Genomic DNA, 26,167 nt, shown 5'->3' on the forward strand with positions numbered 1-26,167 from the left:
AAAACTAGTTTAACAACGAAGGGATGAGCAAATGGACTTGATGCAACACTACATTAACGGGGCGTGGGTCGCGCCGCTGAGCGAACAAACCTTTCCGGTCATTAACCCCGCCACAGAAACGCAAATCGGGTCGATCATTCTGGGCAATCAGGGTGACGTTGATCGCGCGGTGGCTGCTGCCAAGGCCGCATTTACAACGTTTTCGCGCACGTCCAAGGCTGAACGTCTTGCCCTGCTCGAGCGGTTATTGGTGGAAACTGAACTGCGCCTCGAAGACCTAGCGCAGGCGATGAGTGCTGAGATGGGTGCACCCATCACACAATGGCGCGCGACGATCAGGCGGGTGCTGCGGTGGGCCATTTGCAAGGGTTTATTGCAGCGCTTGCAGCGCAGGACGCGCGTGAAATTTTGCCAAACGGTGACGTGCAACTGCGCGAACCGATTGGTGTCTGCGGGCTGATTACGCCTTGGAATTGGCCGATGAACCAGATCGCCCTTAAGGTCATTCCAGCACTGGCGACGGGTTGCACTTGCGTGGTGAAACCGTCTGAACACACGCCAATCTCCGCTGCTATCTACGCGGAAATTATCGACGCCGCGGGCTATCCTGATGGCGTTTTCAACCTTGTGCACGGCGATGGGCCAACCGTGGGAAGCGCGTTGTCGAGCCACGCCGAAGTGCAAATGATGTCATTCACCGGATCAACCCGCGCGGGCACAGCCGTGACCAAAGACGCCGCTGATACCGTGAAACGGGTGACGCTGGAACTTGGCGGGAAATCCCCCAACATCGTCTTTGATGATTGTGATCTAGAAGACCGCGTCACCGCGTCGGTGCTGGAATGCATGTATAATACGGGACAATCATGTGATGCGCCGACGCGCCTGTTGGTGCAGCGGTCGTGCTACGATGACGTGGTGCAAATCGCCAAACGCGCCGCGTTGGGACAGGCGGTTGGCGACCCGAAGCAGGTCGGCGACCACATCGGCCCGCTGTTTGACCGCATCCAGTTTGATCGGGTTCAGGGCATGATCCAAACAGGGTTGGATGAGGGCGCAACATTGCTGTGCGGCGGGCTCGGCAAACCCGACGGGTTTGACACAGGCTGGTTCGTCAAGCCGACGATCTTTGCAGACGTGCGCAACGATATGGCCATTGCCCAGCAGGAGATTTTTGGCCCCGTGCTGGTAATCATCCCGTTTGATCACGAAGACGACGCAATCACTATCGCCAATGATACCAACGGCCGAATTAAGTGACCCTTGCCCATTCTCGATCTGTGATTGAACTTATTCGCTCTGGGTCGTTCGCAAAGAAGTTCCAAGCTTGTGCACATTTGTCGAGTATTTCGTCATAGGTGTCGAAAACTGTGATTGCGAGTTTATTAGCTCGCAGATAAGCCCAGACGTTTTCCATGGGGTTCAGTTCGGGTGAATACGGTGGCAGCTTAACGAGCGTAATTTTATCTGGCACCTGCAAACATTTTGCGCCATGCCACCCCGCCCCATCAACAATCAGCAAGGCATGTGAGCCGGGTGCGACAGCTTTTGCGATCTCATCAAGATGCAGCCCCATAGCCTCGGCGTTGACGTAGGGCAGGACGAGACCTGCGGCGGTGCCACGTGCGGGACAAGCGGCACCAAAGATATAACTCCATTTGAAGCGTATATCACGGGGTGCGCGCGGGCGAGTTCCACGCTTGGCCCATTTACGGGTGAGTGTCCCCTGTTGTCCAACGCGGGCTTCATCTTGGAACCATACCTCAAGAGGCTTCCCCTTTGCATGTTCTGGCAGAGTATCGTTTACGAGGCTCGCAAAGTTTTTTTAAAAGCCTGCTGCGCTTCGCGATCAGTTTTCGGATGCTCTGGACGCACAGACAGGCGGCGAAAGCCATGCTTGGTTAGATATTTTCCAATCGTACGCACATGCAGTTTCACGTCGAACTCCTCTTCAACACGAGCCTGCAAGTCGACACAACGCCATCGTACTACGCCATCTTTTACTGGGTTGGGCCCGGCCTCCACCCACGCCACAAATTGCGCCTGTTGCTTGGGCGACAACCGTGGTTTTGCCCCCTTGCCATTCCTATCCGATAACCCCTCAATGCCTTCTGCGTTAAAGCGATGCGCCCAATCCCGAAGTGTTTGTCGATCCATACCACTGCTGCGGGCAGCCGTTTCACGATCCACCCCATCAAGCACCAGCGCTATGGCCAGTAGTCGCCGTACAACCCGCCCATCCTTGGTTCGCTTTGCCGCACGGCGCAAATCTTTCGCAGACATATCCGTGCGCGTAATTTTTATGGCTCCACCCATGAGCACCTCCCAATCTATGGAGGTCATTGATTCAGAGTTTGCCAAAAATTAAAACCAAAAAAATGAGTCAGATATTATAGCCACTGGTATGACACGCCCTACGGTCTCGCGGCGTATGTGCAAACCGGCGATCCGGCCCGCGCCGAACGCGTTGCTGCACAATTGCGCGCGGGTGCGGTGCACATCAACGGCGGCGGGTTCAACTACGGATCACCATTTGGCGGCTACAAACAATCGGGCAATGGGCGCGAAGGCGGCGCGCTGGGGTTGGAAGACTACCAAGAGGTAAAGACGCTGCATTTCGGCTGATATCTTGGTCGGGTGCGTTTCTGCGCCCGACCATCAAGACGCGGCCTAAAATTCGATCACGGCGCGAATGGATTTGCCTTCGTGCATCAATTCGAACCCGTGATTGATATCTTCGAGCTTGAGCTTGTGGGTGATCATCGGGTCAATTTCGATCTTGCCGTCCATGTACCAATCGACGATTTTCGGCACATCCGTGCGCCCCGATGCGCCGCCAAACGCGGTGCCGCGCCAGCTGCGGCCTGTCACCAGCTGGAACGGACGAGTTGAAATTTCTGCCCCCGCAGGTGCCACGCCAATGATGATGCTTTCGCCCCAGCCTTTGTGCGCGGCTTCCAGTGCAGTGCGCATGACATTCACGTTGCCCGTGGCATCAAATGTGTAATCCGCGCCGCCACCGGTGAGTTCGACGAGATGCGCAACCAGATCGCCGTCTACTTTGGACGGGTTCACGAAATCAGTCATGCCGAAATGCGTCGCCATTTCGATTTTCCCGTCGTTCAGATCGACACCAACGATCTGGTCCGCCCCCGCCAGCCGCAGGCCTTGGATGACGTTTAATCCGATCCCGCCGAGGCCAAACACAATTGCCGTCGATCCGATTTCGACCTTGGCGGTATTGATCACCGCGCCAATGCCCGTTGTGACACCGCAGCCGATGTAGCAAATCTTGTCAAACGGCGCGTCTTTGCGCACTTTTGCCAGCGCGATTTCAGGGACAACTGTATGATTGGCGAAGGTCGAACAGCCCATGTAGTGATAGATCGGCGTCCCATCGAGCATGGAAAACCGTGTCGATCCGTCCGGCAGCAGGCCTGCGCCCTGTGTGCTGCGGATTTTCTGGCACAGGTTGGTCTTCGGGTTCAGGCAGTAGTCACACTCACGACATTCCGGCGTATAAAGCGGGATAACGTGATCGCCAACTTCAAGGCTGGTAACGCCTTCGCCGATCTCTATGACGATGCCCGCGCCCTCGTGGCCAAGAATAGCTGGAAAGATGCCCTCAGGGTCGTCACCAGAACGGGTGAATTCGTCAGTGTGGCACAGGCCAGTGGCCTTGATTTCAACCAGAACCTCACCCGCGCGAGGCCCCTCAAGGTTTACTTCCATGATCTCAAGCGGTTTTCCGGCGGCAACGGCGACAGCGGCTTTGGTGCGCATTTGGTATCTCCCAAGAAATGTCTGGTTTTGGTGGACGTTGTCCCCCTGTTCAAAAGCAATCTCATCAAATGGGAGGGGATCGTCAATCGCCATCTGGTGTGCCGATTGACCCTGCCACGCCAACGACACCCTTATGCGGCGCGATCTACGCCCCGCTTGCGGCCCTAATAAGACTTCTCGAACGCGATCCGGCAGTCGGTGGTTTGATAGTCATACAACGCGATATTTGATGCGTTGCGCTGGACTTGGCAGCTGATTTTTGGGCGCGCACCAAAAATATCGAATTGCTGCGGGCTGTAGGAAATGCCCAAGGCAACTGTATCATCTTCGCGAATAAGGTCTGTTGCGGGAAAAATACCGTCGTAGTCGCGCGCGGTTATGCTGCCGAAAACGCCGAGCGCGCCAATGCCATCAAAACGCCGCGAAATGTTGGCTGAAAGGCTGCTTTCCCAATATGTCAGGTGCTCGCGTTCCGGTTCAAACCGTGCAACCGAAACCCCAAACCCGAACCGCATGCGTGGGCCGATGGAATTTCCGTAATTCACGCCGATCCGGCCGTAGGGGCCGCTTGACGCTTCGCTGTCGATGTAATTGCGGCTTTTTACCCATAAACGATGTGCGCAATTGCCCGCCATTGCCAAGCTGCCACGCCGTGGACAGACTCAAACCATAATCGCGGCGTTCCAACTCCCGTTCTTCGTCAAAACCCAGTCGAAGGAAGGGTTCAATCGTCGTGGTGCGCCCGATGGCAAAACTTTCACGGCTCAGGGCGACGCGGACACTGGTGCTGTTGAGGTCGGGCACGTCATACAGTCTCTGATCGACCCGCGTGCGCAGGCTCAGCTGCGAATAATCCGGCAACGCGATGGTGTAGGACAGCCCCGCGCCGACAGACAGGCCGATGCCGCTGACCTCATCGCCGCCGCCCTCGGGGGTGAATATCCCGAGCAAGGTTTCGAATTCATTGTTGTAGGTATAGCGGTTCACGTTGGTGGACGGCAGGAGCGAAAAGTTGAACGACACATCCCACGGATCGGCTGCGGTGATTTCCGACAGGCCGCGGGTCAGTGTTTCAATATCGTCTTCTGATTGGGCCGAACGCAAAATGAACTTCGTCCCTGTTGCCGGACATTGGGGTACTTTACCCCAGTCCGTGAAAGGGGCACCAAATGGGACAACATCGACGCAATTATACAGACGATTATAAGGCAGCTGCAGTTGAGCGGTTATATGAGCCTGGTGCGACGCAAGGCAGCGTTGCCAAGGAGCTTGGGATCACTGGGACGCAGCTGAAGACGTGGCGCTTGGAAATTGAGGCGTTTGGCTCAGTTGAAGCCAAACGGCGTCAGCAGGCGGATGCGGCTGAATTGCTCCGCCTTCGCAAAGACAACAAGCGGCTTGCTGAGGAAGTGGAGATTTTGCACAAAGCATCCGCTTTTTTCGCGGCGCGGGCGGTGAAACCATGACGAACAAGCGTGCTTTCATCACCGCCCATAAAGCTCAATACGCGGCTTCAATATTATGCCGTCTTCTAGAGATATCCCGGGGCTGGTTCTACGAGTTCCCAGCCAGTCAGCCTGCACGTGATCAGCGTCAAGCTAATCGCGACGCTCGGGATCAGGCGTTGCTTCCCAAGATAAAAACCTTCTTCAAGGCCAGTAAGAAATGTTATGGATCAAAGCGTATTCACCAAGACTTACTGGCGGATAGTGAGGTCGTCTCCGAGCGCCGTGTTGCGAGAATAATGAAGGAACACAAGGTGTCCCCGCTTCTTCGCAAGCGTAGAAAGCCAATCACAACGGACAGCAATCATAAGCTGAAGCCATCCCCAAACTTGTTGGAACAGAAATTCCACAGCCAGACGCCTAATGCCGTTTGGCTGGCGGATATCACCTATATCGACACGGACGAAGGCTGGCTTTATCTGGCTGGCGTGAAGGACATGGCTACGCGTGAGATCGTCGGTTGGGCGATGGAGGATCACATGCGTGCGGAGCTTTGCTGCGCCGCCCTCGAGATGGCTCTGGGACGCAGAGGCCCGGTTCCGGGATTGATACACCACTCCGATAGGGGCGGCCAATATGCTGGCGGGGACTATCGCAAGCTGATCAAAAAGGCGAAACTCACTCAATCCATGAGCCGCAAGGGCCAATGCCTCGACAATGCGCCGATGGAAAGCTTCTTTGCTTCATTGAAAAAGGAGATGGTTCACCAGCGGCGCTTTAGAACACACGCTGAGGCCAAGGCCGCCATCTTCGAATACATTGAGGTCTTCTACAACCGCTAGCGCCGTCATTCAGGCGTCGGCTACAAAACGCCAAAACAGGCTTTCGAAGATATGACTTGGAAAATGGCAGCATAGGGTCAATAAGCAAGCTGTCCGGAAAACGGGACGAAGTTCATAGCACACGGTACAGTTTCGCCGCACAACTTCAGGCTGACAGGATAGCTTTTTGCGCGACGAATGCAGACAAAACACCAAGTCCGGCAGCCACCCAAAGCGCGGGAGTATAGCTTCCGCCCCAGTCGTAAATCTGGCCAGCGAGCCATGGAGCCAGCAATCCTGCAACGCCCCAAGCCGTGAATATACGCCCGTAGGCATATGGCCCATCCTCGCCCGGAAAAAGTCTGGCAATGGCGGCTGGATAGGTTGCAATCATCCCGCCGTAAGCGAAACCCACGACCCCCAAAAGCGCGATTGTCTCTCGTGGTAGAACTGACAGCGTCAACAGCGCAATTGCGCTGAGAAGCGGCAGGATCATGAGTATCCGGCGATGCGATATCCTGTCGGATAGCCAGCCAGAAAGCAGGCTACCAACAAGGTTGCAACCCGCGATTGTGGCAGCGGCTTTCCAGCCGGAAAAGCCCGCAGTTGCCGCAATTCCTGCGGCATGTCCAATTGCCATAAGCCCCGCGGCGACGCCGCTGCCGTAAGCGAGCCATATCGCGGCGATACGCAGCCACGGCAGGTTGGACACGCCCGTGTCGGTTTGTGTGTCCACATATCGTGCGCCACTTCGAGCGACCAAAACTGCGGCACCGATGCCAACCAAAAAGACGATTGAACAAAGGGCGAGCATAGCCAACGAAAAGCCCCCGAACGCCAGTGCCACTTCAAAACCATATGGAGCCAGAACCGCGCCAAGGGCGTAAGCCGCCGTGACGACGCCCATCGCAAGGCCCGAACGATCAGGGTTGGCACGTGCAGCAAATTGAAGCCCAAAACCGTATCCCAGCCCGTTCGCGACGCCAAAAAACAGGCTGTACCCAATCCAAACCAGTTCTAATCCGCCAGCGATGCCAGCAAGGCCAGCCCCAATGGAGCCCAGAACCGAAACCCATATATAAAATGTTGCGGGTCGCAGGCGGGAATAGACCGCAGGGCCAAACAGCACGGCGATTGTCAGGAAGACCAAGCCAAACGAATAAATGAGGCTAACAGTTGCGCGGGACGTCCCGAATTCGGCCTCGAGGGGCACTAAAAAAACAGAAAATGCATGGATTGAGCCAAGCACCATCGACACCATTGAGGCGGCGAACAGCACCGTTCGTCCTTGAGTGTTTGATGACCTCATGAACAAAGCGTATCGCAGGCGGTGCGTATGACGACATGCTGCAAGGTCCGCGCATCACACAAATCTAGAGTCGGATTGAAAAGTAAGCTGAGCAACGCATGATCCACCGTGGATTACCTCTTAGAATTGCACGCCTGCTCTACCGGCCAATATTAATCCAAGCCAAACCGAAGGCTACCTTTCCAGTGAACCAACACAACCGCACGGTGACACTATGGTAGCCCTAAGGCACGCTTCTTGTCCGCAGCCCACTTCATGATCGTCAGATCAAACGTGAGCGCCATCAACGACACACAGATTCCCAGCACGAAATTCTTGCCCAAATCAGTACCCGCAAGTGTCCGTTGCAATTCTTGTCCCAAATCCTGCGTGCCGATAAAGGCCGCGATGATCACCATAAAGAACGCGAACATGATCGCTTGGTTGAACCCGATGGCCATGGTCGGCAGGGCCAACGGCAGTTGTACATTCACCAGTTTTTGGAACCGTGTCGCACCCGCCATGTCAGCGGCTTCCGTCATTTCCGGGGGCACGGTGCGCAAGCCTTCGATGGTATACCGGATCAGCGGAACTGTCGCAAAGATCACAATCGAGAAGATGACGGCGATATCGGTGATGCCGAACAACATGATCGCGGGGAGCAGGTAAACAAAGCTTGGGAAGGTTTGGAACGTATCGCAAACCAGCAACATCCAGCGTGACCCCCGATCAGACCGCGACGCCATAATCGCAACAGGCAGGCCAATAATCGCGGCCAATATCACAGCCGACGTCACAGAATAGAGCGTGATGATCGCCCTGTCCCACCAGCCAGACAACGCAACAAGTGAAAAGAAAATGAGCGCGTAACCCGCCTGCCGTCGTCCCGCCAGCGCCAGCGCAAAGGCCGCGATTAACAGGATCATCGCAGGTGTCGGGATCGACAACATGAAATTGCGAAACGGGATCAACACCTGAACATTCAAGAAGGCCCGCAAGAAGCCAGTGGTCGCCTTAACCCAGCCAATATCAAGAAACGCCTTGATCTGAACATCCAAAAATTTGCCAATGCTGAAATCCTGACCGCGACCAATTTCGGCAAAAATCGGAATTTCACGTGCGATCATCGTCAATAAAACCACCAAACCAAGCCCTATCAACGCCATCTTATGACGGACCCAGAACGCAGTGCCGCGTTCAAAATGTTCGGGTTGTTTGACGACCCAAGCCTTTGACATCCTGTCCAGCGTCACGGCCAGCAGCACAATCGTCACTCCAACCTCAAACGAACGCCCCAACTTGAAGCTGCCCAACATCTGCAACAATTTCGCGCCCAGCCCTGGCATGCCAACGAACGCGGTCAACACGACCATCGCCAGCGACAGCATAATAACTTGGTTCACCCCCACGAGGATTTCTGTGCGCGCAGACGGAATATAAACATGGCGCAGCATCTGGAACTTTGAACAGCCGCTCATCTTTCCGGCTTCGACGACTTCTGGCGATACTTTTTGCAGGCCCAGCGTTGTCATCAAAATCATCGGCGGGATGGCATAAACGGTTGTTGCAACAGCCCCCGCCGTCGGCCCCACCTTAAAGAAAATCACGGCAGGCAGCAGGTACGTGAAGAATGGCAATGTCTGCAAAACGGACAAAACCGGCTTGATGACGGCATCGACCCGCGCAGATTTCCACGCAGCGATACCAAGGGATAGACCAATGATGAACGCCAACGGAACCGTGACAGCCAAAACAGAAATGGTCTGCATTGCAATGTCCCATTGACCCATCAACGCGGTCCACATGAAAGTTATGAAGCCCAAAAGGGCAAGCCGCCATCCACCAAGATAATAGCACAGGACAGTGACAGCCGCCGTTAGTGCCGTCCAAGGAATCGGGCCAAGATTTGGCCAGCGGCGTTTGCCGTAAAAGATGTTGCCGGACGCATCCAAAAGCCATTCAAGGCCTTCGGTCAGCGTGCGCGTAAAAACCAACAACCCTAGATCGTCTTTGACGTAGTTAAAGATCGTGTCGAGCCAGCCTGCGAAGTTCGGTATCGCGGTCTCAGGTAGGCGGTGCAGCCATTCGGGTAACAGACCGAGATATTGCAGCGCAGTCACCAGAACCGCGAAAGCGAGAATGCATAAGGCAACTTGCCCACGATCCAAGCTGCGTGACGTGGTCCGAATGAGCGTTGTTGTATCGGCCATTAATTGGCCTCCAGCAGAACCGTTAGTCCGTCTTGACGGTTCATGCCACCGATGACCAAGCCGTTTTTGTGAACAGGGATAACGTCGCGCGTATCATGAACCAACAGCTTGGCGAGGTCTTTGATCGTGGCTTTGGCATCAACCGGATCACCCTCCCCGTGCGTGTCAGCGATGGCCAGAACGCCAGCATGCACGACGCGGGCTTTGTCGATGTCTTCAGTAAATTTGCGCACGTATTCTGTGGCAGGATGCAACACGATTTGGTCAGGTGTATCGCATTGCTCAATCGCGCCGTCTTTCATGATGGCAATGCGATCGGCAAGGCGCAGGGCCTCGTCGAAGTCGTGCGTGATAAAGACAATAGTTTTGTTGAGCAGCTGTTGCAGGCGCAGAAATTCATCCTGCATTTCTTTGCGGATCAACGGGTCCAGCGCGCTGAACGGTTCATCCAGAAACCAAATATCGGGTTCAATCGCAAGCGAACGTGCAATGCCGACGCGCTGCTGTTGGCCGCCGGACAATTCGCGCGGAAAATAATCCTCACGCCCCTCAAGGCCCACCAGTTTGATCACCTCAAGCGCACGCTCACGCCGTGTGTGTTTATCTTGTCCACGCATTTCCAACGGGAAGGCAACGTTATCCAGAACGGAACGGTGCGGCAGCAGACCAAACGATTGGAACACCATGCCCATTTTGGAGCGACGTAAATCAATCAGTTCTTTTTCGGGCAATGACATGATGTCCTGCCCTTCGACAGTAATCGTCCCGCTGGTGATATCATGAAGGCGCGAAAAACAACGGACCAAAGTGGATTTCCCAGACCCCGACAAGCCCATAATAACCAACATCTCACCCTTTTGGACATCGAGCGAGACATCGCGGACGCCGGCGATATAGCCCGCCTCGCGGATGTCATCAAAACTCATGTCAGGGGTCATTTTCTTATGAAAGGCCGCCGGATCTGGCCCAAATATTTTCCAAGCGTTGCGACAAGAAATGACGGGCGTATCAGCTGACATGATGATCCTTGTGAAAAATGTTCCCGCCCGGCGAAACCCAAAATGGTTTGTCGGACGGGATTCTGTGCAATGCAGTTTATGGCGTGGGTTTAATTGACCCAAGAACCCCAAACGTCAGGGTTCGCTTCGAGCCATACTTCAGCTGCTTCGTCAGGCTCCAATTCATCAATGTCGACAAGTCTGGCCATCTCAGCGATCTGTGGGTTGGTAAAGCTGACTTGCTCAAGCAGAGCGTAAGCCGAAGGCCACTTTTCTTCCATCCCATCCCAAGCCGCGATCTTCAGGTAACCGTTCGCAGGATTACCGCAATCATACAGCGCGTCCGGGTTCACACCTACGGAGGGGTCTGTGTCACAGCCTTCTTCGTGTGGTGGGAATTCAACGAATTCGCCAGGCCAGACGGCTTCTGCAAAGTTTGGTGTCCAGTTGAACACCACGACTGGACGACGATCAGCTTCTGCCGCGCCAATTTCAGCCCAAAGTGCTGCTGCGGACCCTGCGTTCACAACAACGAAGTTCATGTCCAATGCTTCGACACGTTCCTGACCGTGCTTGAGCCAGTCAACCGGACCGTCCAAATAGCGGCCTTGATCACCGGTTTCAGCAGTTGCGAATACGGCCGCACAAGCATTCAATGCTTCCCAATCTGGCAGGCCAGGGCAAGCATCTTTGGTCCACATTGGATACCACCAGTCTTCGCGTGTAACCGCGTTGTGGTCTGTTACTTCAACGATACCGCCCTTTTCCAAAGCTGCACGGTAGGATGCGCCAAACGCGCCTTCCCAAACTTCGAGTTCAAACGTGACATCGCCCAATCGGACTGATTCATAAACGGCTTGGCTGTCTGTCGTCACATATTCAACGAATGCGCCTTGTTGTTCCAGAATCTGGCCAACCACATTGGACATCACGATCTGGCTGGACCAGTTGTGAATTGGAATAACAATTGGGTCGGTGCTGTCAGCATGTGCATCAGCGAAAGCGGTGAGCGGCGAGAGTGCGAGTACACCTGCCGTCAGAGCTGTGGTCATCATTTTCATTCTTAGTCTCCCTAGGTGGTGGCGCCCAACCGAAGTGGGGCTCTGGATTCAGGATGCGCGATTCTTGTTGCTCGCTTGCATACGTCCACATGCAGTGTCGCATTATTTTCCTCTCAAGCAAGTTTTTTTCTTGATGGTAGATTGTTGAGTGTAGTATTTAGGCGCTGGCGTCCTGTCGTGCATAAATAATGAGCCCCTTTTTGAGTTTCTTAGGCTGACGGCACGATCGCGTTCTCGCGAACGCGGAACATGTTAATTTTCTTGCGGTCATCTTTGGGTAGAATGCCAAAGACCTCCATGTATGTCTTGCTCATTGACCCGGTGCTGGAATAGCCCACAGCAAGCGCGATCTGGATCATCGAGTCTTTCCCATACAGCAACATTTGGCGCGCTTTGTGCATCCGCAACGACTGATAATATCCCAGCGGGGTCTTGCCCGTCGTGCGCACAAATACCCGTTCGAGTTGGCGCACAGACACGCCGACATCGCGCGCCACATCAATAATTTTGACCGTATCTTCGATGTTGGCAGAAAAAATCTTCACGGCTTTACCCACCATGGGCGGCAGCATGTCGTTCGTGATCTCGGCCGCGAAAGTCGGTTTGCGCTGCGTGACACCCTGCCCCCGCACCAGCGGATGTTGAAACCAACACGCCACCTCAGTGGCAATATCGCCGTTCAGTACTTCCTCAATCATATGAAGCGACAAATCAAACGCCGCTGCGGCGCCTGATGCGGTAAGGCGCGTTCCGCCCAACACGATCACATCCTCCGTTGCTTCAATATTCGGGAATTCCCCTAAAAACGCAGCTTCATAGCACCAGTGAACCGACGTGACATGCCCGTCCAGCAATCCCGCCCGCGCCAACGGAAAGATGCCACCACTGATCGCCCCCATCGTCACACCATGACGCGCAAGTCTGCGCAGTTTGCCATTAGAGGTTTGACCTTGCGCAAACTGCGAAGACGGCCCACTCAGCACAAACAGAAGGTCCAGCTTACAGCACTCGTCGAGCGACATGTCTGGCTCAAACCAGACATTGGCGCTGGCCTGAACCCGCGCGCCATCCTCGGATATGAGGGTCCAGTTGAAAACGTGTTGGCCAGAGATCTCATTTGCGGCGCGTAAAGGCTCAATGATCGACGTTAGGCAAGCCATTGGGAAACCTGGAAAAATCAGAAAGCCAATTTGCATATTTTTATTCAAAGTCATAAATTTATACTAACAGGAATAATTCCTGCTAGGATAGTGCACAAACCATCAATTTATAGTCGTGCGATCCTTGCCCTACGTCTGCAAACCCGTAAGTCTTCGGTCTCAGTTGAAATTGGAAGTCATCATGTCAGTAACCTCGCTTCAGCAAGATCCACACCGAACCCGCGAGACCCGTGAAAAAGTTCTCGAGGTTGCGATTGGACGTGAAGTTCGCGCGTTTCGCCGCAAACAAGAAATCACCGTTGCAGACCTTTCTGCGACGACAGGCTTGTCGATTGGCATGTTATCCAAGATTGAAAACGGCATCACGTCGCCGTCACTGACGACGTTGCAGACGCTGGCGCACGCGCTCGCAGTCCCCCTCACCTCATTTTTTCGGGGATTTGAAGAAAAGCGGATGGCAGTCCACACAAAAGCGGGCGAAGGCGTTGAACTGGAACGGGAAGGCACGCGCGCCAACCACCAGTACAAATTGCTTGGCCATATCGGGTCAAATGCAAGTGGCGTGATCGTGGAACCCTACCTGATCACATTGTCCAACGAAGCCGACGTGTTCCCGACGTTCCAGCACGGCGGCATTGAGACGATCTATATGCTTGAGGGTGAGGTGGATTACCGCCACGGCGACAACGTTTATCCCTTAAAACCGGGCGACACGCTGTTCTTTGACGCCAATGCGCCGCACGGGCCGGACGGTCTTGTCTCCCTCCCCGCGCGCTACTTATCAATCATTAGCTACCCGCAGAACGCTAAGTCTTAAGCGGCGGTTCTGTGTCACGATCCGGCCAGATCCCCATGGATGTCGGCTGTCCGTCATCAAACGCTGACAGATAGTCCAGCATCATCGGTCGGTTATCGATGAAGCCTTTGTAGGTCGCCAATTCTTCTGGCAGGTCTCGGATCACACGGTGCAGTCGGCGGCCCCATTTTGGCACCGACATTAAATCGTCAAAGCAACACAGATAGCAGCGGATCGGGAACACCAGCGCGTTTGAACGAGGCAGGCGAAAGAACGTCTGTAATTCCACACGCAAGTGCTGTTTCGCGCCGATATTTTCGGGCGTAACGCTCGTCTTTTGGATGCCCCATTTGTGGTAGTTTTCGGGCGAGGTATCGAGCAGCGGATTGACCGTCATCGTCCAGTTCAACCGCCGCGCGGGGGCGCCCTGCTGGATGCTTAACAGGAACTTCAACGCGCGCACAAAAATACCCTTTTCGTGCGCCAGCGGCACCGGCGCGTGCCATTCGAAAAAGTTCATCCCGATATCAAAATCGAGAGACCAATCAGCCTGCGTGGTGATCATACCCGCATCCATCCACAGGTTGTCATCCCGTTGATCCAAAACGCAGAAATCGCCCTGTGTCTGGCGGGTGATGTATTCCATTGGGCCGTATGGCAACGTCGCTTCGTCCAAAAAGGTAAAGCTGTCATCAATGCCCATGGGCTTGTTTACCCAGCGCCATTTGTCGCCGTTGCGGTGCAATTCAAAAAGGTCAGGATAATCCTCGGACTTGGACACCATGATCAGTTCCAACAGATCCCATCCCGCCAGCGTCATGTGCGGCAACGACTGACAGCGCAGCGGATCATCGGCCAGCACCATCGCACGGTCTCGCATTTCAGAAACGTAATGTTCATCCACATCGAACCGTTTTTCATAAATCGACCCGTCCGGGCCGCCACGATGCTGTTCCATGTTTACGGAATACATATAGCTGTCTTCGTGGAACGGGAACGGGAACCGCTTGATCGCCCAATCGGAATTTTTAAACGAGTAATCGCCGCGGAAGGTTTCGTCGTGGAATTGAATCGTCATTGTTTTCTCCTGCCGCCGCAACTTGTTCAATATTGCTGCGCTGTTCTTGGGTTGAGACGCGCTACCGATCCAAAACGAGGATCTTGCCCTCAAATCGTGACACGCACGGCATGATCTTGTCACCGGATGCGTGTTCTGCGTCGTCCAGCCAATGATCGCGGTGAATGAAATTGCCAGTGTAATCAATGACCCGCGTTTCGCATTGTCCGCAGGCACCGCCACGGCACAAATACGGTGCGTCAACCCCTGCCCTTTCAATCGCTTCGAGCAGGCTTTCTTGTTCACCGACTTGGATGACGATGTTGCTCACCGCGAGTTTGACTTCAAACGGCTTGCCTGATTGCGGCGCAAGAAATTCCTCGTAATGAATGCTTTCGCGCGGCCAGCCTTCACCAGCCGCCGTCTTGCGCACCCAATCGATCATTCCTTTGGGGCCGCAAACGTAAATATGCGTGCCAAGCGGTTGACCGTCCAGTAAGTTCACCAGGTCAATCCGTTGATCGTTGTCGTCGTAATAGACATGCGTTGCGTTTGGATAATGATCCGTCAATTCATCGACATATGACCCGAGTGCTGCGTTGCGGCAGGCATAATGCAGTTCCCAATTTCCGTTAAAGCGTTCCAGCTGTTTTATCTGCGCGAGGAATGGCGTTATTCCGATGCCGCCCGCCAGAAACAGGTATTTCTTGGCCCGCAGATCAAGGCTGAACAAGTTGACGGGATTGCTGACCACCATTCGATCGCCAACCTTGACGTTATTGTGCATGAACAGCGAACCACCGCGACCTTCGTCGTCGCGGCGTACAGAAATGGTGTAGGCAGTTTGATCCATTGGATCGGACATCAGGGAATACGGGTTCATGCGAGTTATGTCGCCATCACGCATCTCAACAACTGTATGCGCACCACCTGAAAAAGTCGGCAGCAGCCCACCATCGGTGCGTTTGAATTCAAACCGTGTCACCAGATTATTCAGCGGCACAATATCCGTCACAGTGACGGCGATTTTCTCGGCCCCGCTCATTCGTATAATCCTTTGGGTGCGGGTACATTGCCCGGATCTTCGGCGTCGATGCACACACCTTGATAGGCGGCCAGACGGCGTGAATAATGGTCGCGCACGAATAGGTGCAGCCCACAGTGTGCACATTGAAACGGGTCGACTTCCACGTCTTCGGTGATGCCTTTGCAATGCACGCACTGCATCCGCCGCGCAGTGGATCCGCGGTGTTCGGTTTGGATCGCGGTGTGCGGAATGCCCGCCTGCATGGCGGCGTGCTGCGCCTGCCCGATCACGCCTTCGGTACCAGACAGATAAAGCTGTAGACCCATTTTTGCATCGGCGAACGCCTTATGAATGCGTTGTTCGGCAGCGCTGTAAGTCGGGCCAGAATAGAACTGTGCAGGTTTAAGCGCGCGCAGCTTGTCCTCGAAAGGCTCCCCCTTGGGTATGTAGATGATGTGCGCTTTTGCCATCATGGCGGGGGTCGCCACATCTAAGATCGCTTCTGCGCCATGTGCGTCCGCAATCAACAAATGCGCCGCCCCCGCGCGCAGTTCAAGCGTGCCATAAACCGGACGGCTGCGGATACTTTCGGGGAAGGTAAACTTCGACATGGGTGTCCTTTTGCAACGCGGTTGGGCGCAAGGATTGTCCCCGCGCCCGTGTCAGATCAGCCCTTCGCGGTACGGATCGATTTATCTTTGTCATAGAATGGCATCTCTTCTGCCGTTGCCGCCAATTCCGTGCCATCAAGCTGCACGACCGTCAGTTTCGTGCCTGCCTTTGCGGCTTCAGGTGCAATCCGTGCGATCGCGACGCTGTAATCGTTAAGCTCGGAGCTTAGCCCGTAGGTGATGACACCAATGTCTTTGCCGTCGTGCATAACCCGCGCGCCCATATCCATCTGCGCCATACTGTCAGATAGTTGAACACCGTAAATCTTGAACCGCTCTTTGCCCTTGGACGCATAGTGGTTTTCAGACCCGATGAACCCGATCTTGTCAGGCGACACTGTGAATTCCAAACCCAATTCCCACAGCGTGTCACCGCATGTTTCATCGTCAAACGGGAAGGTTTCGGAATTGTCGCCGGGATAGAACAACAAATAGCTTTCAATCCGCAACATATCGAGGGTGCTGAACTGGACCGGGCGCACGCCCATATCTTTGCCAGAGTCCAGAATGCTGTCCCACAGATGCACAGCGTCTTTACGGCGGCAGAAAATCTCATATCCACGTTCGCCGGTGTAGCCCGTGCGCGATATCATCACGTCGCGCCCAAACAATCGCGTTTGCAGGATGCCAAAATAGGCAAGGTCGCGGATTGCCGGGATTTCTTTCGCCAGCAGATCGACAGAAACTGGGCCCTGTAGCGACATGTCGTGCAGATCGTCGTCAAACAAAACGGAACAGTCTTTGCCAGCCGCCACTGTCACAAGCGATTCCATGCCTGTGCCGGTGCCGATCACAACCATCCAGGTGTTCACCGCGAGATGATAAATCACACAATCATCAATGAACTTACCCTCACCGTTCAGCATCGCCGCATAGACGGCACGACCTGGTGCGATTTTTTCTACGTTTCGCGTGGTGCAGCGGTCAATCACGTAGGCTGCGTCTTTGCCCGTCACATGTAGTTTTTTCAGACCGGACACATCCATCAGGCCCGCTTTGGTGCGAATCGCTTCATAGTCGGCTTTGGCGCGCTCTGGGGTGTGGTCATAAAACCAGGCTGTGCCCATCCCGTTCCAATCTTCCAGCTCAGCGCCAATTGCTTCATGGCGCGGGCCAAGAACGGAATGTCTCCAAAGAATAGCCATTTGTATTTCCCCTATTTTCGACTCTTATCTCGTTGGATGTATTCAGCCCTAGCCCACATCAAAAAGCAACATTCTAATGCAACTTTTTTTCCTGTCAGGCAATTATTTACACAAAAAGGGCCGCACGTTTCCGACGGCCCTTCGTTAGATGTGTTTCGAGCGGCTGACTTACTTGTCGAACGTTTTCGTCTTAGCCGCCTCGGATCGTTGACCAATCACAAGGACTGCCACACAGATCGCCGCCGCAATCAACGTTGTGACGCCTGGCAGGATCGTGCCCCAGCCAATGAACATTGCACCGTCCACAACGCTCCAGCTTGCTTCAGAATATGGAAACATCAGTTTCTCCTTTTACTAACATTATTCGGCAGGATGTGCGGGTGTAACAGGTGCGTCACCGCCCCATTCGGGATAACCCGCAGCCGGTACTTTCACGAGGTCCATGCCAGCGATTTCAGCGCCATGCGGTATACGCAACATGCCAACCATCTTGAGAATGTAGGACACGATGTATCCCGGCACGAAGCCACACAAGAAGAAGACAATCGCGCCAACGATCTGACCCACAAGGCTGATCGTCGGGGCTTCGCCCGCAGCACCTTGAAGCGCCGGATAGCCCCCCGCCCAGATGCCCAACATGACCACACCATAAAGACCAATCGTGCCGTGAACCGTCACGGCGCCAACAGCATCGTCGATACCGCGGTTTTCCAACCAATCCGCACAGGGCTTCAGGATGAGACCCGCTGAGAAGGCGATGATGAACGCGTGAGCTGGAAAGTAGATATCAAGCCCAGATGCGGTCGAGATGATCCCAGCCAACGCGCCGGACATCATCCAGAACGGATCACGGGTCAGCAGCCATGCGCCAATGATACCACCAGCGACTGCCATCAGGATGTTGAACGACAAGGCCGACAACGTGATCGGTGTGCCATAAATCGTGGACGGTTTGTCTGCGAACCATGACCATGCCTCACCCGGAACAATGACGCAGGCCATTAAAAAGCCGAAGAAGCCAACGATAATCAGCATCAGGCCCGTAACAGTCAGCGGCATATTGTGGCCCGGAATGTGGTTAGCCGATCCGTCGACATTAAACTTGCCGATCCTTGGCCCAAGGTTGATCAGGACACCTAGCGCAAAGAAACCGGCGACCGCATGCACAAGACCCGCAGCGCCAAAGTCATGCACGCCGAACCGCGTGACCAACCAGCCATCCGCGTGCCAACCCCATGCAGCGGCAACGACCCAAGCAAACGAGCCAAGGACCACGGCAAGGATGATGAAGCCGACTGTCTGGATGCGTTCAATCACAGCACCCGACATGATGGATGCGGTGGTCGCAGCAAACAGCGCGAAGGCACCAAAGAACACGCCCGACGCTTGGTCTGCAATGTTCGGCCCCATGTATTGCGCGCTTTCGCCCCAGCCCAAAGCAATGGCATTAGCGTATTCAATGCCGGAAATGCCTGCCGGACCCGGTGCACCCGGAAGACCCGTGGGGAAACCCCAGTAGACCCACCAGCCAAAGAAGTAGAACGTCGGGATCATGAACGCGAAGGCTAGAATGTTCTTCACACCCGATGACAGCACATTCTTCAGACGTGATGCCCCCATCTCGTAGGCCAGAAAGCCCGCATGAATGATGATCATCAAAGGAATCGTTAGATAATAAAAAGTCTCGGCAAACATCGTGTTGGTGACCGCTGCACCACCCGCTGCTGCTTCTAACTCGGCCACCTTGGCCACGAGCTCGGCTAATTGTTCTTCCACGTTTTTGTCCCCCACGTCGAAAATTTGTTGTCATCGGACCTGCACATTCGTGCTCGGCCACTGGAAAAAAAGAAACATGGAACTTCGTTTTGGCAAAGTATTATTTTGCCTCATGTTAAAAAAAGTTTCCTCATGGTTGATCTCTGGGAATTTGGTGGTAGCTTCATATCAGATCATTTGGCACCACTTAGGGTGTTGTGAGTCGGGGATGAAAACGATGTGCGGAATTGTAGGGTTGTTCCTCAAAGACAAATCACTTGAGCCCAAACTGGGCGAGATGTTGACAGCCATGCTGATCACGATGACGGACCGTGGTCCTGACAGTGCCGGCATTGCAATTTATGGTGGCGAAACAAACGGTCGCACGAAGATGACAGTGCAATCTGACAACCCTGATACAGCGTTTCTGGGGCTTGATGCCGCGCTGACATCAGCACTTGGTGGTACGGTCAATATGACCGTCAAAAGCACCCATGCCATCTTTGATATTCCAGCAGGAAAGACGGCACTGACTCGCGCAGAAATCGACAAACTTGACCGCGGCATCCGCGTGATGAGCCGCGGTGACAGCCTTGAGATTTTCAAAGAAGTGGGGCTGCCTAAAGATGTAGCAAGGCGCTTTGAAATTGAGCAGATGGGCGGGACGCACGGCATCGGCCACACTCGCATGGCAACAGAATCAGCGGTAACAACCATGGGGGCGCATCCGTTCAATACAGGTGACGATCAGTGCCTCGTGCACAACGGCTCGCTCTCAAATCACAACTCGCTGCGCCGCAGACTGCGCCGCGAAGGGATTCATATCGAAACCGAAAATGACACCGAAGTCGGGGCAGCCTACCTCACGTGGCAGATGCAAAACGGCGCCACCCTTGGTGAAGCCCTTACAAGCTCGCTTGATGATCTTGACGGCTTCTTTACCTTCGTTGTGGGAACCAAAGACGGGTTCGGTGTTGTCCGTGACCCCATCGCCTGCAAGCCCGCCGTCATGGCCGAAACCGATCAATATGTTGCCTTCGGGTCCGAATACCGCGCCCTCGTCGACCTGCCCGGGATTGAAAACGCCCGAGTCTGGGAACCGGAACCCGCGACCGTCTATTTCTGGAGCCATAATGCGGCTCCGTCTTCCGCTGAAAAGGCCGCCTGATTATGCAAACAATCGACCTGTCTGAAACTGGCCTGCGCGAGATGAACAAAATGCTTCATAGCCAAGCAGATCAAACAAACCAAACCGCGTGGGAAATCATAAACCCCAAGGGCGCACATGCGATTGCCTGTGGGTTGAATGCCCCGATTGAAGTCACCGTCAAAGGATCGACTGGATATTACTGCGCCGGCATGAACCAGCATGCGACCGTAAACATCCACGGTTCCGCCGGCCCCGGAACTGGCGAAAATATCATGTCTGGCAAGATCGTGATCGACGGCGATGCCAGTCAGTATCTTGGTGCGACGGGCCACGGCGGCTTGATCGTTGTCAAAGGCAACGCCTCGTCGCGCTGCGGAATTTCCATGAAAGGCGTGAACATCGTCGTGCAGGGAAACATTGGCCACATGTCCGCTTTTATGGGGCAATCCGGCAATCTTGTGGTCTGCGGTGACGCGGGCGATGCGCTGGGGGATAGCTGTTATGAAGCGCGGTTCTTTGTGCGTGGCAGCGTCAAAAGCCTTGGCGCGGATTGCGAGAAGAAAGAGATGCGGGCGGAACATATCGAAATTCTGCAAGGCCTGCTGAATGAGGCCGGTTTTGACGCCGACCCGTCCGATTTCACGCGCTACGGGTCCGCCCGTACGCTTTATAACTTCGATGTTGATAACGCTGGCGCGTATTGAGGGATGACCTAAATGACTGATTCTAGAATCCCCACGACAACGCCACGCCAATCCGCGACGTTTACCCAAGATGTGAACAGCGACATTCGTCGCGCAGCAGCGACGGGCATCTATGATATCCGTGGCGGTGGCGCGAAACGCAAATTGCCGTCATTTGACGACCTGCTGTTCATGGGCGCGTCGATCTCGCGCTACCCGCTCGAAGGCTACCGCGAGAAATGCGAAACATCGGTGACCATCGGTGGATTGCACGCGAAAAACCCGATTGAATTGGACATCCCAATCACCATCGCGGGGATGTCGTTTGGCGCGCTGTCCGGCCCCGCAAAAGAGGCGTTAGGGCGCGGTGCGTCGATGGCTGGCACGTCGACAACAACCGGCGACGGCGGCATGACCCCCGAAGAACGGGGCCATTCTGACAAGTTGGTCTATCAATATCTGCCATCGCGTTACGGGATGAACCCTGACGATCTGCGCAAAGCAGACGCGATTGAAATCGTCGTTGGTCAAGGCGCCAAGCCGGGCGGCGGTGGCATGTTGCTCGGGCAGAAAATCAGCGACCGTGTGGCGCATATGCGCAATTTGCCCAAAGGCATTGATCAGCGGTCCGCCTGTCGTCACCCTGACTGGACCGGCCCAGACGATCTGGAGATCAAAATTCTTGAACTGCGCGAGATTACCGGTTGGAAAGTGCCAATCTATGTCAAAGTTGCGGGCGCGCGGCCCTACTACGATGTCACGTTGGCCATAAAAGCGGGCGCTGACGCGGTTGTTTTGGACGGGATGCAGGGCGGCACAGCAGCGACCCAAGATGTGTTCATCGAACACGTGGGCCAACCAACGCTCGCAATCATTCGTCCTGCCGTTCAGGCACTGCAAGACCTCGGTATGCACCGCAAAGTTCAGCTGATCTTGTCGGGTGGTATCCGCTCCGGTGCGGACGTGGCGAAAGCCATGGCACTGGGGGCTGATGCGGTATCAATCGGATCGGCGGCCTTGATCGCCCTTGGCGACAATGATCCCAAATATGAGGCCGAGTATAACGCGCTTGGGACCACGGCAGGCGCATACGATGATTGGCATGAGGGCCGCGACCCAGCGGGCATCACCACGCAAGATCCTGAATTGATGGCACGGTTTGATCCCATTGAGGGCGGACGTCGCCTCAGAAACTACCTCAAGGTCATGACACTTGAGGCGCAGACGATTGCGCGGGCTTGTGGCAAAAACCACCTCCACAACCTCGAGCCAGAAGATTTGGTCGCACTGACGATGGAAGCTGCGGCCATGGCAAAAATACCGCTTGCGGGCACTGACTGGTATCCTGGAAAACCCGGTACCGGATTTTGAACAACAGGGCGCGGCCAGCAACGGCATGCGCCCTTTTTTATGACCAAAAGGCGTAACAGACGCCGAGACGACAGGGAATGACACCATGGCCACAGACCTCGCGAAATTTGCCGAAGACAACGGCGTTAAATACTTCATGATCTCGTTCACCGACCTGTTTGGCGGGCAACGTGCCAAGCTGGTTCCGGCCCGCGCAATAGCGGACATGCAGGAAGACGGCGCAGGGTTTGCAGGCTTTGCCACATGGCTCGACCTGACCCCTGCCCACCCTGACATGCTGGCCGTACCTGATCCCGACGCAGTGATTATTTTGCCGTGGAACAAAGAAATCGCATGGGTGCCGGGCAATTGCGTGATGGAAGGCAAAGATGTCGAACAAGCCCCTCGCAACGTGCTGCGCAAGCTGGTTGCACAGGCCGCTGACATGGGCATGCACGTCAAGACAGGCATCGAGGCGGAATTCTTTTTGCTGACCCCTGCGGGCGACCAGATCAGTGACGAATTCGATACGGCTGCCAAACCGTGTTACGATCAACAAGCGTTCATGCGTCGCCTCGATGTGATCCGCGAGATTTCAGATTACATGCTGGAACTTGGTTGGGGTGCCTACCAAAACGACCACGAGGACGCGAACGGTCAGTGGGAAATGAATTGGGATTTCGACGACGCGCTCAAGACCGCCGACAAGCATTCCTTCTTCAAGTTCATGACAAAATGCGTCGCCGAAAAGCACGGCTACCGCGCGACGTTCATGCCCAAACCCATTGAGGGTCTGACGGGCAATGGCTGCCACGCGCATATCTCGGTCTGGGACGCGCCGGGGGCTGCATCTAAAACCAACGTTTTTGCTGGAAAAGGCGACGGCCAAACTGGCGAAGTCGGGCTGTCCGAGCAAGGCAAGCACTTCCTTGGCGGCATCATGAAACATGCGTCTGCTTTGGCGGCGATCACCAATCCGACGGTGAACAGCTACAAACGCATTAACGCCCCGCGCACGATGTCGGGGGCCACGTGGGCGCCCAATACGGTCACGTGGACCGGCAACAACCGCACCCATATGGTCCGCGTCCCCGGCCCGGGACGGTTTGAATTGCGCTTGCCGGACGGTGCGGTGAACCCCTACTTATTGCAGGCCGTTATCATCGCGGCGGGTCTGTCGGGTATCCGGTCCAAGGCCGACCCCGGCAAACGCCACGATATCGATATGTACGCCGAGGGCCACACCGTTACGGGCGCGCCAAAACTGCCGCTCAACATGCTGGATGCTTTGCGCGAATACGACCGCGATGATGGGCTTAAGGCCGCGATGGGCGAAGAATTCTCAGCCGCGTACCTGAAGATGAAACATCAGGAATGGAACGATTTCTGCAGTCATTTCTCTGACTGGGAAAAGGCGCACACGCTGGACATCTGATCGCGACCATACAACCAAAGCCGCGCCTGTGTCACGATGGGCGCGGCTTTTTTGGTGGATTTACCCAAGCCAACCGGAACGCCGCGCTATGCTGCTGTACCAAAGCAAAGCCACACCGACCAACACGACCAAAACCAGACTTGGCGTGACCCCTGCAACACGCAGCGTAAAAACGCTGTGACCGGCTATGGCGATCAGGGACACGACAAACGCAGCCGACGCCACGCGGCGACGCAGCAACAGCAAGATACATCCGACCGCCCCACCAAATACCGCGATTGCAAATGCCGCCGTTGCCCAAGCCGGACGCGCGGCGATGATCTCCTGATACAGCTCTGGCATCTGGGCAACCACGTCAGCGTTGGCCTGCATGATGTAGTTCAGACAACCCATCAAATTCCAGAGCAAACCTACCGCGGCGAAGATCCAAAAACTGAAATGTGGTTTTGCCAGTGTCATACCGCTGTCCTTGATTGATTTACGAACCTTAAACCAAAGCCATACGACCACGCCAGCGAAAGAAGAAACCATCTTCACTGTCAAGAATAATAGTTGACTTTAAGGGGCGGTATGTTGTGGACTTGACCAAACCAAAATCTGCAAAGGAACGCAAAATAATGACCAAACGTATCGCCGTTATTGGGGCTGGTCCCTCAGGTCTTGCGCAATTGCGTGCCTTTCAATCAGCCGCAGCAAACGGCGCTGACATCCCTGAAATCGTCTGCTTTGAAAAGCAATCCAATTGGGGTGGTCTATGGAATTACACATGGCGGACAGGCCTTGATCAGTACGGCGAACCTGTGCACGGATCGATGTATCGCTACCTGTGGTCGAATGGCCCCAAAGAAGGTTTGGAGTTTGCCGATTATTCGTTTGAAGAACATTTTGGCAAACAGATCGCATCCTACCCGCCGCGCGCTGTGCTGTTTGATTACATCGAAGGGCGCGTGAACAAAGCCGGTGTGCGCGATTGGATTCAGTTTGAGACCGCTGTGCGTTGGGTGGAAAAAGAAGATGGAAAGTTCAACGTCACCGTCACCAACCTGCCCGAAGATCACACCTATACCGAAGTTTTCGATCACGTCATTGTCTGCAATGGCCACTTCAGTACGCCCAATGTGCCGCAGTTCGACGGTTTTGAAATCTTCAAAGGCCGCGTTTTGCATGCCCATGATTTCCGCGACGCGATGGAATTCAAAGACAAAGACGTTTTGATCATCGGTACGTCCTATTCCGCCGAAGATATCGGGTCCCAATGTTGGAAATACGGCGCGAAATCCATCACTGTCAGCCACCGCACGGCGGCCATGGGATTTGATTGGCCCGACAACTGGGCCGAGGTGCCACTACTGACCCATGTGGACGGTAACACCGCGCATTTCAAAGACGGCACATCGCGCGACGTTGACGCGGTCATCCTGTGTACGGGTTACAAACACCACTTTCCGTTCTTACCCGATGATCTCCGCCTGAAGACCGCCAACCGTTTGGCAACAACAGACCTGTATAAAGGCGTTGCATACGTAAACGACCCCGATCTGTTCTACATCGGAATGCAGGACCAGTGGTTCACATTCAACATGTTCGACGCGCAGGCTTGGTGGGCGCGCGACGTCATCATGGGGCGTATTACGCTGCCCGACAAAGCCGCGATGCAGGCCGACATTGACGATCGTATCGCGCGCGAAGAGGCGGGCGCGGATGACTATGACGCGATCTGGTATCAGGGCGATTACATTAAAGAACTGGTTGCTGAAACCGACTATCCCACCTTCGATCTGGAAGGCGCATGTCAGGCGTTCAAAGCTTGGAAAGCCAACAAAAAGGCTGGCATTATGACCTTCCGCGACCACGGCCATAAGTCTGTTCTGACTGGCACAATGGCGCCCAAACACCACACACCGTGGGCACGCGCGCTTGATGACAGTCTGGACGTGTATTTACAGAACTAAGGCATGAAAGGCCGCTCAACCCGCAAAAATACGTAAGTCTGGTTGAGCGCGCCTTTGTCCTTGAGGGGAACACTGATCACGCCCACCCCAGAACTGAACTGGCGCAGATCGTAGCTGTTCGGATGGTTGACCGATGATGTGTCCGCGGCGATTGGATTTGCACATGCCGCGACCTGCCCCAACAGGGACTCAAAGGCATCCAAAGATTGCATTGATCGGTATTTAAACGGCCACGCACAGTGAAGTGAGACCGTGCCACCCAGCCCGCGGGACGGCGCGCAGTCAACCTGCGCGAGGGTGCGTGACGAGAGATGAAAGCTGGTCGTGACGCCATCACCAGCTTGAACCATAAGACTTTGTAACTGGTCGCAGAAAGCGTC

General features: G+C 54.8%; 25 protein-coding genes and 2 pseudogenes. 10 read left to right on the plus strand and 17 right to left on the minus strand.

Translation table 11 applies throughout. The annotated features are described in order from the left end of the window. Nucleotides 1-31 precede the first annotated feature (31 nt). Nucleotides 32-1,242: pseudogene (locus tag OA238_RS14650) on the plus strand (aldehyde dehydrogenase family protein); the annotation flags it as partial. 10 nt (nt 1,243-1,252) lie between these two features. Here OA238_RS14650 and OA238_RS30325 read toward each other — a convergent pair. Then, nucleotides 1,253-2,316 (minus strand): IS630 family transposase gene (locus OA238_RS30325; RefSeq protein WP_085982724.1). Its coding sequence is split into 2 segments (ribosomal slippage): nt 1,253-1,827 and nt 1,827-2,316, totalling 1,065 coding nucleotides; the frame shifts between segments, so codons are not numbered across the junction. Between the two features lie 90 nt (nt 2,317-2,406). On the opposite strand from OA238_RS30325, the pseudogene OA238_RS14665 reads away from it, so the two are divergent. Next, nucleotides 2,407-2,625, plus strand: a pseudogene (locus OA238_RS14665) (aldehyde dehydrogenase family protein); the annotation flags it as partial. 45 nt (nt 2,626-2,670) lie between these two features. On the opposite strand, the gene OA238_RS14670 reads toward OA238_RS14665, so the two are convergent. From OA238_RS14670 to OA238_RS33900, 3 genes are all read right to left on the minus strand, one after another. Continuing rightward, on the minus strand, nt 2,671-3,783 hold the full coding sequence (locus tag OA238_RS14670; protein WP_015495764.1) for an S-(hydroxymethyl)glutathione dehydrogenase/class III alcohol dehydrogenase: 1,113 nt from the start codon (nt 3,781-3,783) through the stop codon (nt 2,671-2,673). Between the two features lie 164 nt (nt 3,784-3,947). After that, nucleotides 3,948-4,298, minus strand: coding sequence for a surface lipoprotein assembly modifier (locus tag OA238_RS14675; RefSeq protein ID WP_044036912.1), 351 nt, complete (start codon nt 4,296-4,298; stop codon nt 3,948-3,950). After that, entirely contained in the window at nt 4,261-4,887 is a 627-nt protein-coding gene (locus OA238_RS33900) for a hypothetical protein (protein WP_015495765.1), read from the minus strand. The genes OA238_RS14675 and OA238_RS33900 overlap by 38 nt, the downstream gene beginning before the upstream one ends. Before the next feature lie 65 nt (nt 4,888-4,952). Here OA238_RS33900 and OA238_RS14685 point away from each other — a divergent pair, with 65 nt between their 5' ends. Both OA238_RS14685 and OA238_RS14690 read left to right on the plus strand, forming a co-directional pair. Next, on the plus strand, nt 4,953-5,249 hold the full coding sequence (locus OA238_RS14685; protein WP_015495240.1) for a transposase: 297 nt from the start codon (nt 4,953-4,955) through the stop codon (nt 5,247-5,249). Next, on the plus strand, nt 5,246-6,070 hold the full coding sequence (locus tag OA238_RS14690; RefSeq protein WP_015495766.1) for an IS3 family transposase: 825 nt from the start codon (nt 5,246-5,248) through the stop codon (nt 6,068-6,070). Before OA238_RS14685 ends, OA238_RS14690 begins: the two co-directional genes overlap by 4 nt. A gap of 145 nt (nt 6,071-6,215) precedes the next feature. Here OA238_RS14690 and OA238_RS14695 read toward each other — a convergent pair whose 3' ends face one another. The 5 genes from OA238_RS14695 to OA238_RS14715 all read right to left on the minus strand — a co-directional run bounded on the left by OA238_RS14695 (nt 6,216) and on the right by OA238_RS14715 (nt 12,766). Then, nucleotides 6,216-7,328 carry an MFS transporter gene (locus tag OA238_RS14695; protein ID WP_015495767.1) on the minus strand — a complete coding sequence of 371 codons (1,113 nt, stop codon included), beginning with the start codon at nt 7,326-7,328 and terminating at the stop codon, nt 6,216-6,218. Between the two features lie 242 nt (nt 7,329-7,570). After that, a complete protein-coding gene (locus OA238_RS14700; protein WP_015495768.1) occupies nt 7,571-9,547 on the minus strand; it encodes an ABC transporter permease in 1,977 nt (658 codons plus the stop codon). Then, a complete protein-coding gene (locus tag OA238_RS14705; protein ID WP_015495769.1) occupies nt 9,547-10,566 on the minus strand; it encodes a quaternary amine ABC transporter ATP-binding protein in 1,020 nt (339 codons plus the stop codon). Before OA238_RS14705 ends, OA238_RS14700 begins: the two co-directional genes overlap by 1 nt. Before the next feature lie 89 nt (nt 10,567-10,655). Continuing rightward, on the minus strand, nt 10,656-11,606 hold the full coding sequence (locus OA238_RS14710; RefSeq protein ID WP_015495770.1) for an ABC transporter substrate-binding protein: 951 nt from the start codon (nt 11,604-11,606) through the stop codon (nt 10,656-10,658). Nucleotides 11,607-11,815: 209 nt separating this feature from the next. After that, nucleotides 11,816-12,766: a GlxA family transcriptional regulator gene (locus OA238_RS14715; RefSeq protein ID WP_015495771.1), complete on the minus strand. Its 951-nt coding sequence runs from the start codon at nt 12,764-12,766 to the stop codon at nt 11,816-11,818. Nucleotides 12,767-12,947: 181 nt separating this feature from the next. Between OA238_RS14715 and OA238_RS14720 the strand changes: the two genes are divergently transcribed. Then, complete coding sequence (locus tag OA238_RS14720; protein ID WP_015495772.1) at nt 12,948-13,583, plus strand: helix-turn-helix domain-containing protein; 636 nt, start codon at nt 12,948-12,950, stop codon at nt 13,581-13,583. Here OA238_RS14720 and OA238_RS14725 read toward each other — a convergent pair. The 6 genes from OA238_RS14725 to OA238_RS14745 all read right to left on the minus strand — a co-directional run bounded on the left by OA238_RS14725 (nt 13,573) and on the right by OA238_RS14745 (nt 19,238). Then, entirely contained in the window at nt 13,573-14,640 is a 1,068-nt protein-coding gene (locus OA238_RS14725) for a heme-dependent oxidative N-demethylase family protein (RefSeq protein WP_015495773.1), read from the minus strand. The two genes, OA238_RS14720 and OA238_RS14725, sit on opposite strands and share 11 nt — an antisense overlap. Nucleotides 14,641-14,701: 61 nt before the next feature. Further along, entirely contained in the window at nt 14,702-15,664 is a 963-nt protein-coding gene (locus OA238_RS14730) for a PDR/VanB family oxidoreductase (RefSeq protein ID WP_015495774.1), read from the minus strand. Next, nucleotides 15,661-16,257, minus strand: coding sequence for a dimethylamine monooxygenase subunit DmmA family protein (locus tag OA238_RS14735; RefSeq protein WP_015495775.1), 597 nt, complete (start codon nt 16,255-16,257; stop codon nt 15,661-15,663). The genes OA238_RS14730 and OA238_RS14735 overlap by 4 nt, the downstream gene beginning before the upstream one ends. Before the next feature lie 56 nt (nt 16,258-16,313). Beyond that, the gene (locus OA238_RS14740) at nt 16,314-17,462 is read right to left on the minus strand and encodes an aminomethyl transferase family protein (protein ID WP_015495776.1); all 1,149 of its coding nucleotides are present in this window, start codon (nt 17,460-17,462) and stop codon (nt 16,314-16,316) included. Between the two features lie 168 nt (nt 17,463-17,630). Next, the gene (locus OA238_RS32865; protein ID WP_187293054.1) at nt 17,631-17,801 is read right to left on the minus strand and encodes a hypothetical protein; all 171 of its coding nucleotides are present in this window, start codon (nt 17,799-17,801) and stop codon (nt 17,631-17,633) included. A gap of 21 nt (nt 17,802-17,822) precedes the next feature. Then, entirely contained in the window at nt 17,823-19,238 is a 1,416-nt protein-coding gene (locus tag OA238_RS14745; protein WP_015495777.1) for an ammonium transporter, read from the minus strand. Nucleotides 19,239-19,455: 217 nt separating this feature from the next. Here OA238_RS14745 and OA238_RS14750 point away from each other — a divergent pair, with 217 nt between their 5' ends. From OA238_RS14750 to glnT, 4 genes are all read left to right on the plus strand, one after another. After that, on the plus strand, nt 19,456-20,385 hold the full coding sequence (locus OA238_RS14750) for a class II glutamine amidotransferase (RefSeq protein ID WP_015495778.1): 930 nt from the start codon (nt 19,456-19,458) through the stop codon (nt 20,383-20,385). A gap of 2 nt (nt 20,386-20,387) precedes the next feature. After that, nucleotides 20,388-21,071: a GltB/FmdC/FwdC-like GXGXG domain-containing protein gene (locus OA238_RS14755; protein WP_015495779.1), complete on the plus strand. Its 684-nt coding sequence runs from the start codon at nt 20,388-20,390 to the stop codon at nt 21,069-21,071. A 12-nt stretch (nt 21,072-21,083) separates the two neighbouring features. After that, nucleotides 21,084-22,421 (plus strand): FMN-binding glutamate synthase family protein, encoded by a 1,338-nt coding sequence (locus OA238_RS14760; RefSeq protein WP_015495780.1) that lies wholly within the window; start codon nt 21,084-21,086, stop codon nt 22,419-22,421. Nucleotides 22,422-22,506: 85 nt separating this feature from the next. Beyond that, nucleotides 22,507-23,835: a type III glutamate--ammonia ligase gene (gene glnT / locus OA238_RS14765; protein ID WP_015495781.1), complete on the plus strand. Its 1,329-nt coding sequence runs from the start codon at nt 22,507-22,509 to the stop codon at nt 23,833-23,835. A 60-nt stretch (nt 23,836-23,895) separates the two neighbouring features. On the opposite strand, the gene OA238_RS14770 is transcribed toward glnT, so the two are convergent. After that, nucleotides 23,896-24,294, minus strand: a complete 399-nt coding sequence (locus OA238_RS14770) for a hypothetical protein (protein WP_015495782.1) — start codon at nt 24,292-24,294, stop codon at nt 23,896-23,898. Between the two features lie 158 nt (nt 24,295-24,452). Here OA238_RS14770 and OA238_RS14775 point away from each other — a divergent pair, with 158 nt between their 5' ends. After that, nucleotides 24,453-25,787, plus strand: coding sequence for an NAD(P)-binding domain-containing protein (locus tag OA238_RS14775; RefSeq protein ID WP_015495783.1), 1,335 nt, complete (start codon nt 24,453-24,455; stop codon nt 25,785-25,787). Here OA238_RS14775 and OA238_RS31840 read toward each other — a convergent pair. Beyond that, nucleotides 25,784-25,969, minus strand: coding sequence for a hypothetical protein (locus tag OA238_RS31840; RefSeq protein WP_144055911.1), 186 nt, complete (start codon nt 25,967-25,969; stop codon nt 25,784-25,786). The two genes, OA238_RS14775 and OA238_RS31840, sit on opposite strands and share 4 nt — an antisense overlap. Nucleotides 25,970-26,167 lie beyond the last annotated feature (198 nt).

It is taken from the genome of Octadecabacter arcticus 238 (assembly GCF_000155735.2).
Taxonomy (GTDB): domain Bacteria; phylum Pseudomonadota; class Alphaproteobacteria; order Rhodobacterales; family Rhodobacteraceae; genus Octadecabacter; species Octadecabacter arcticus.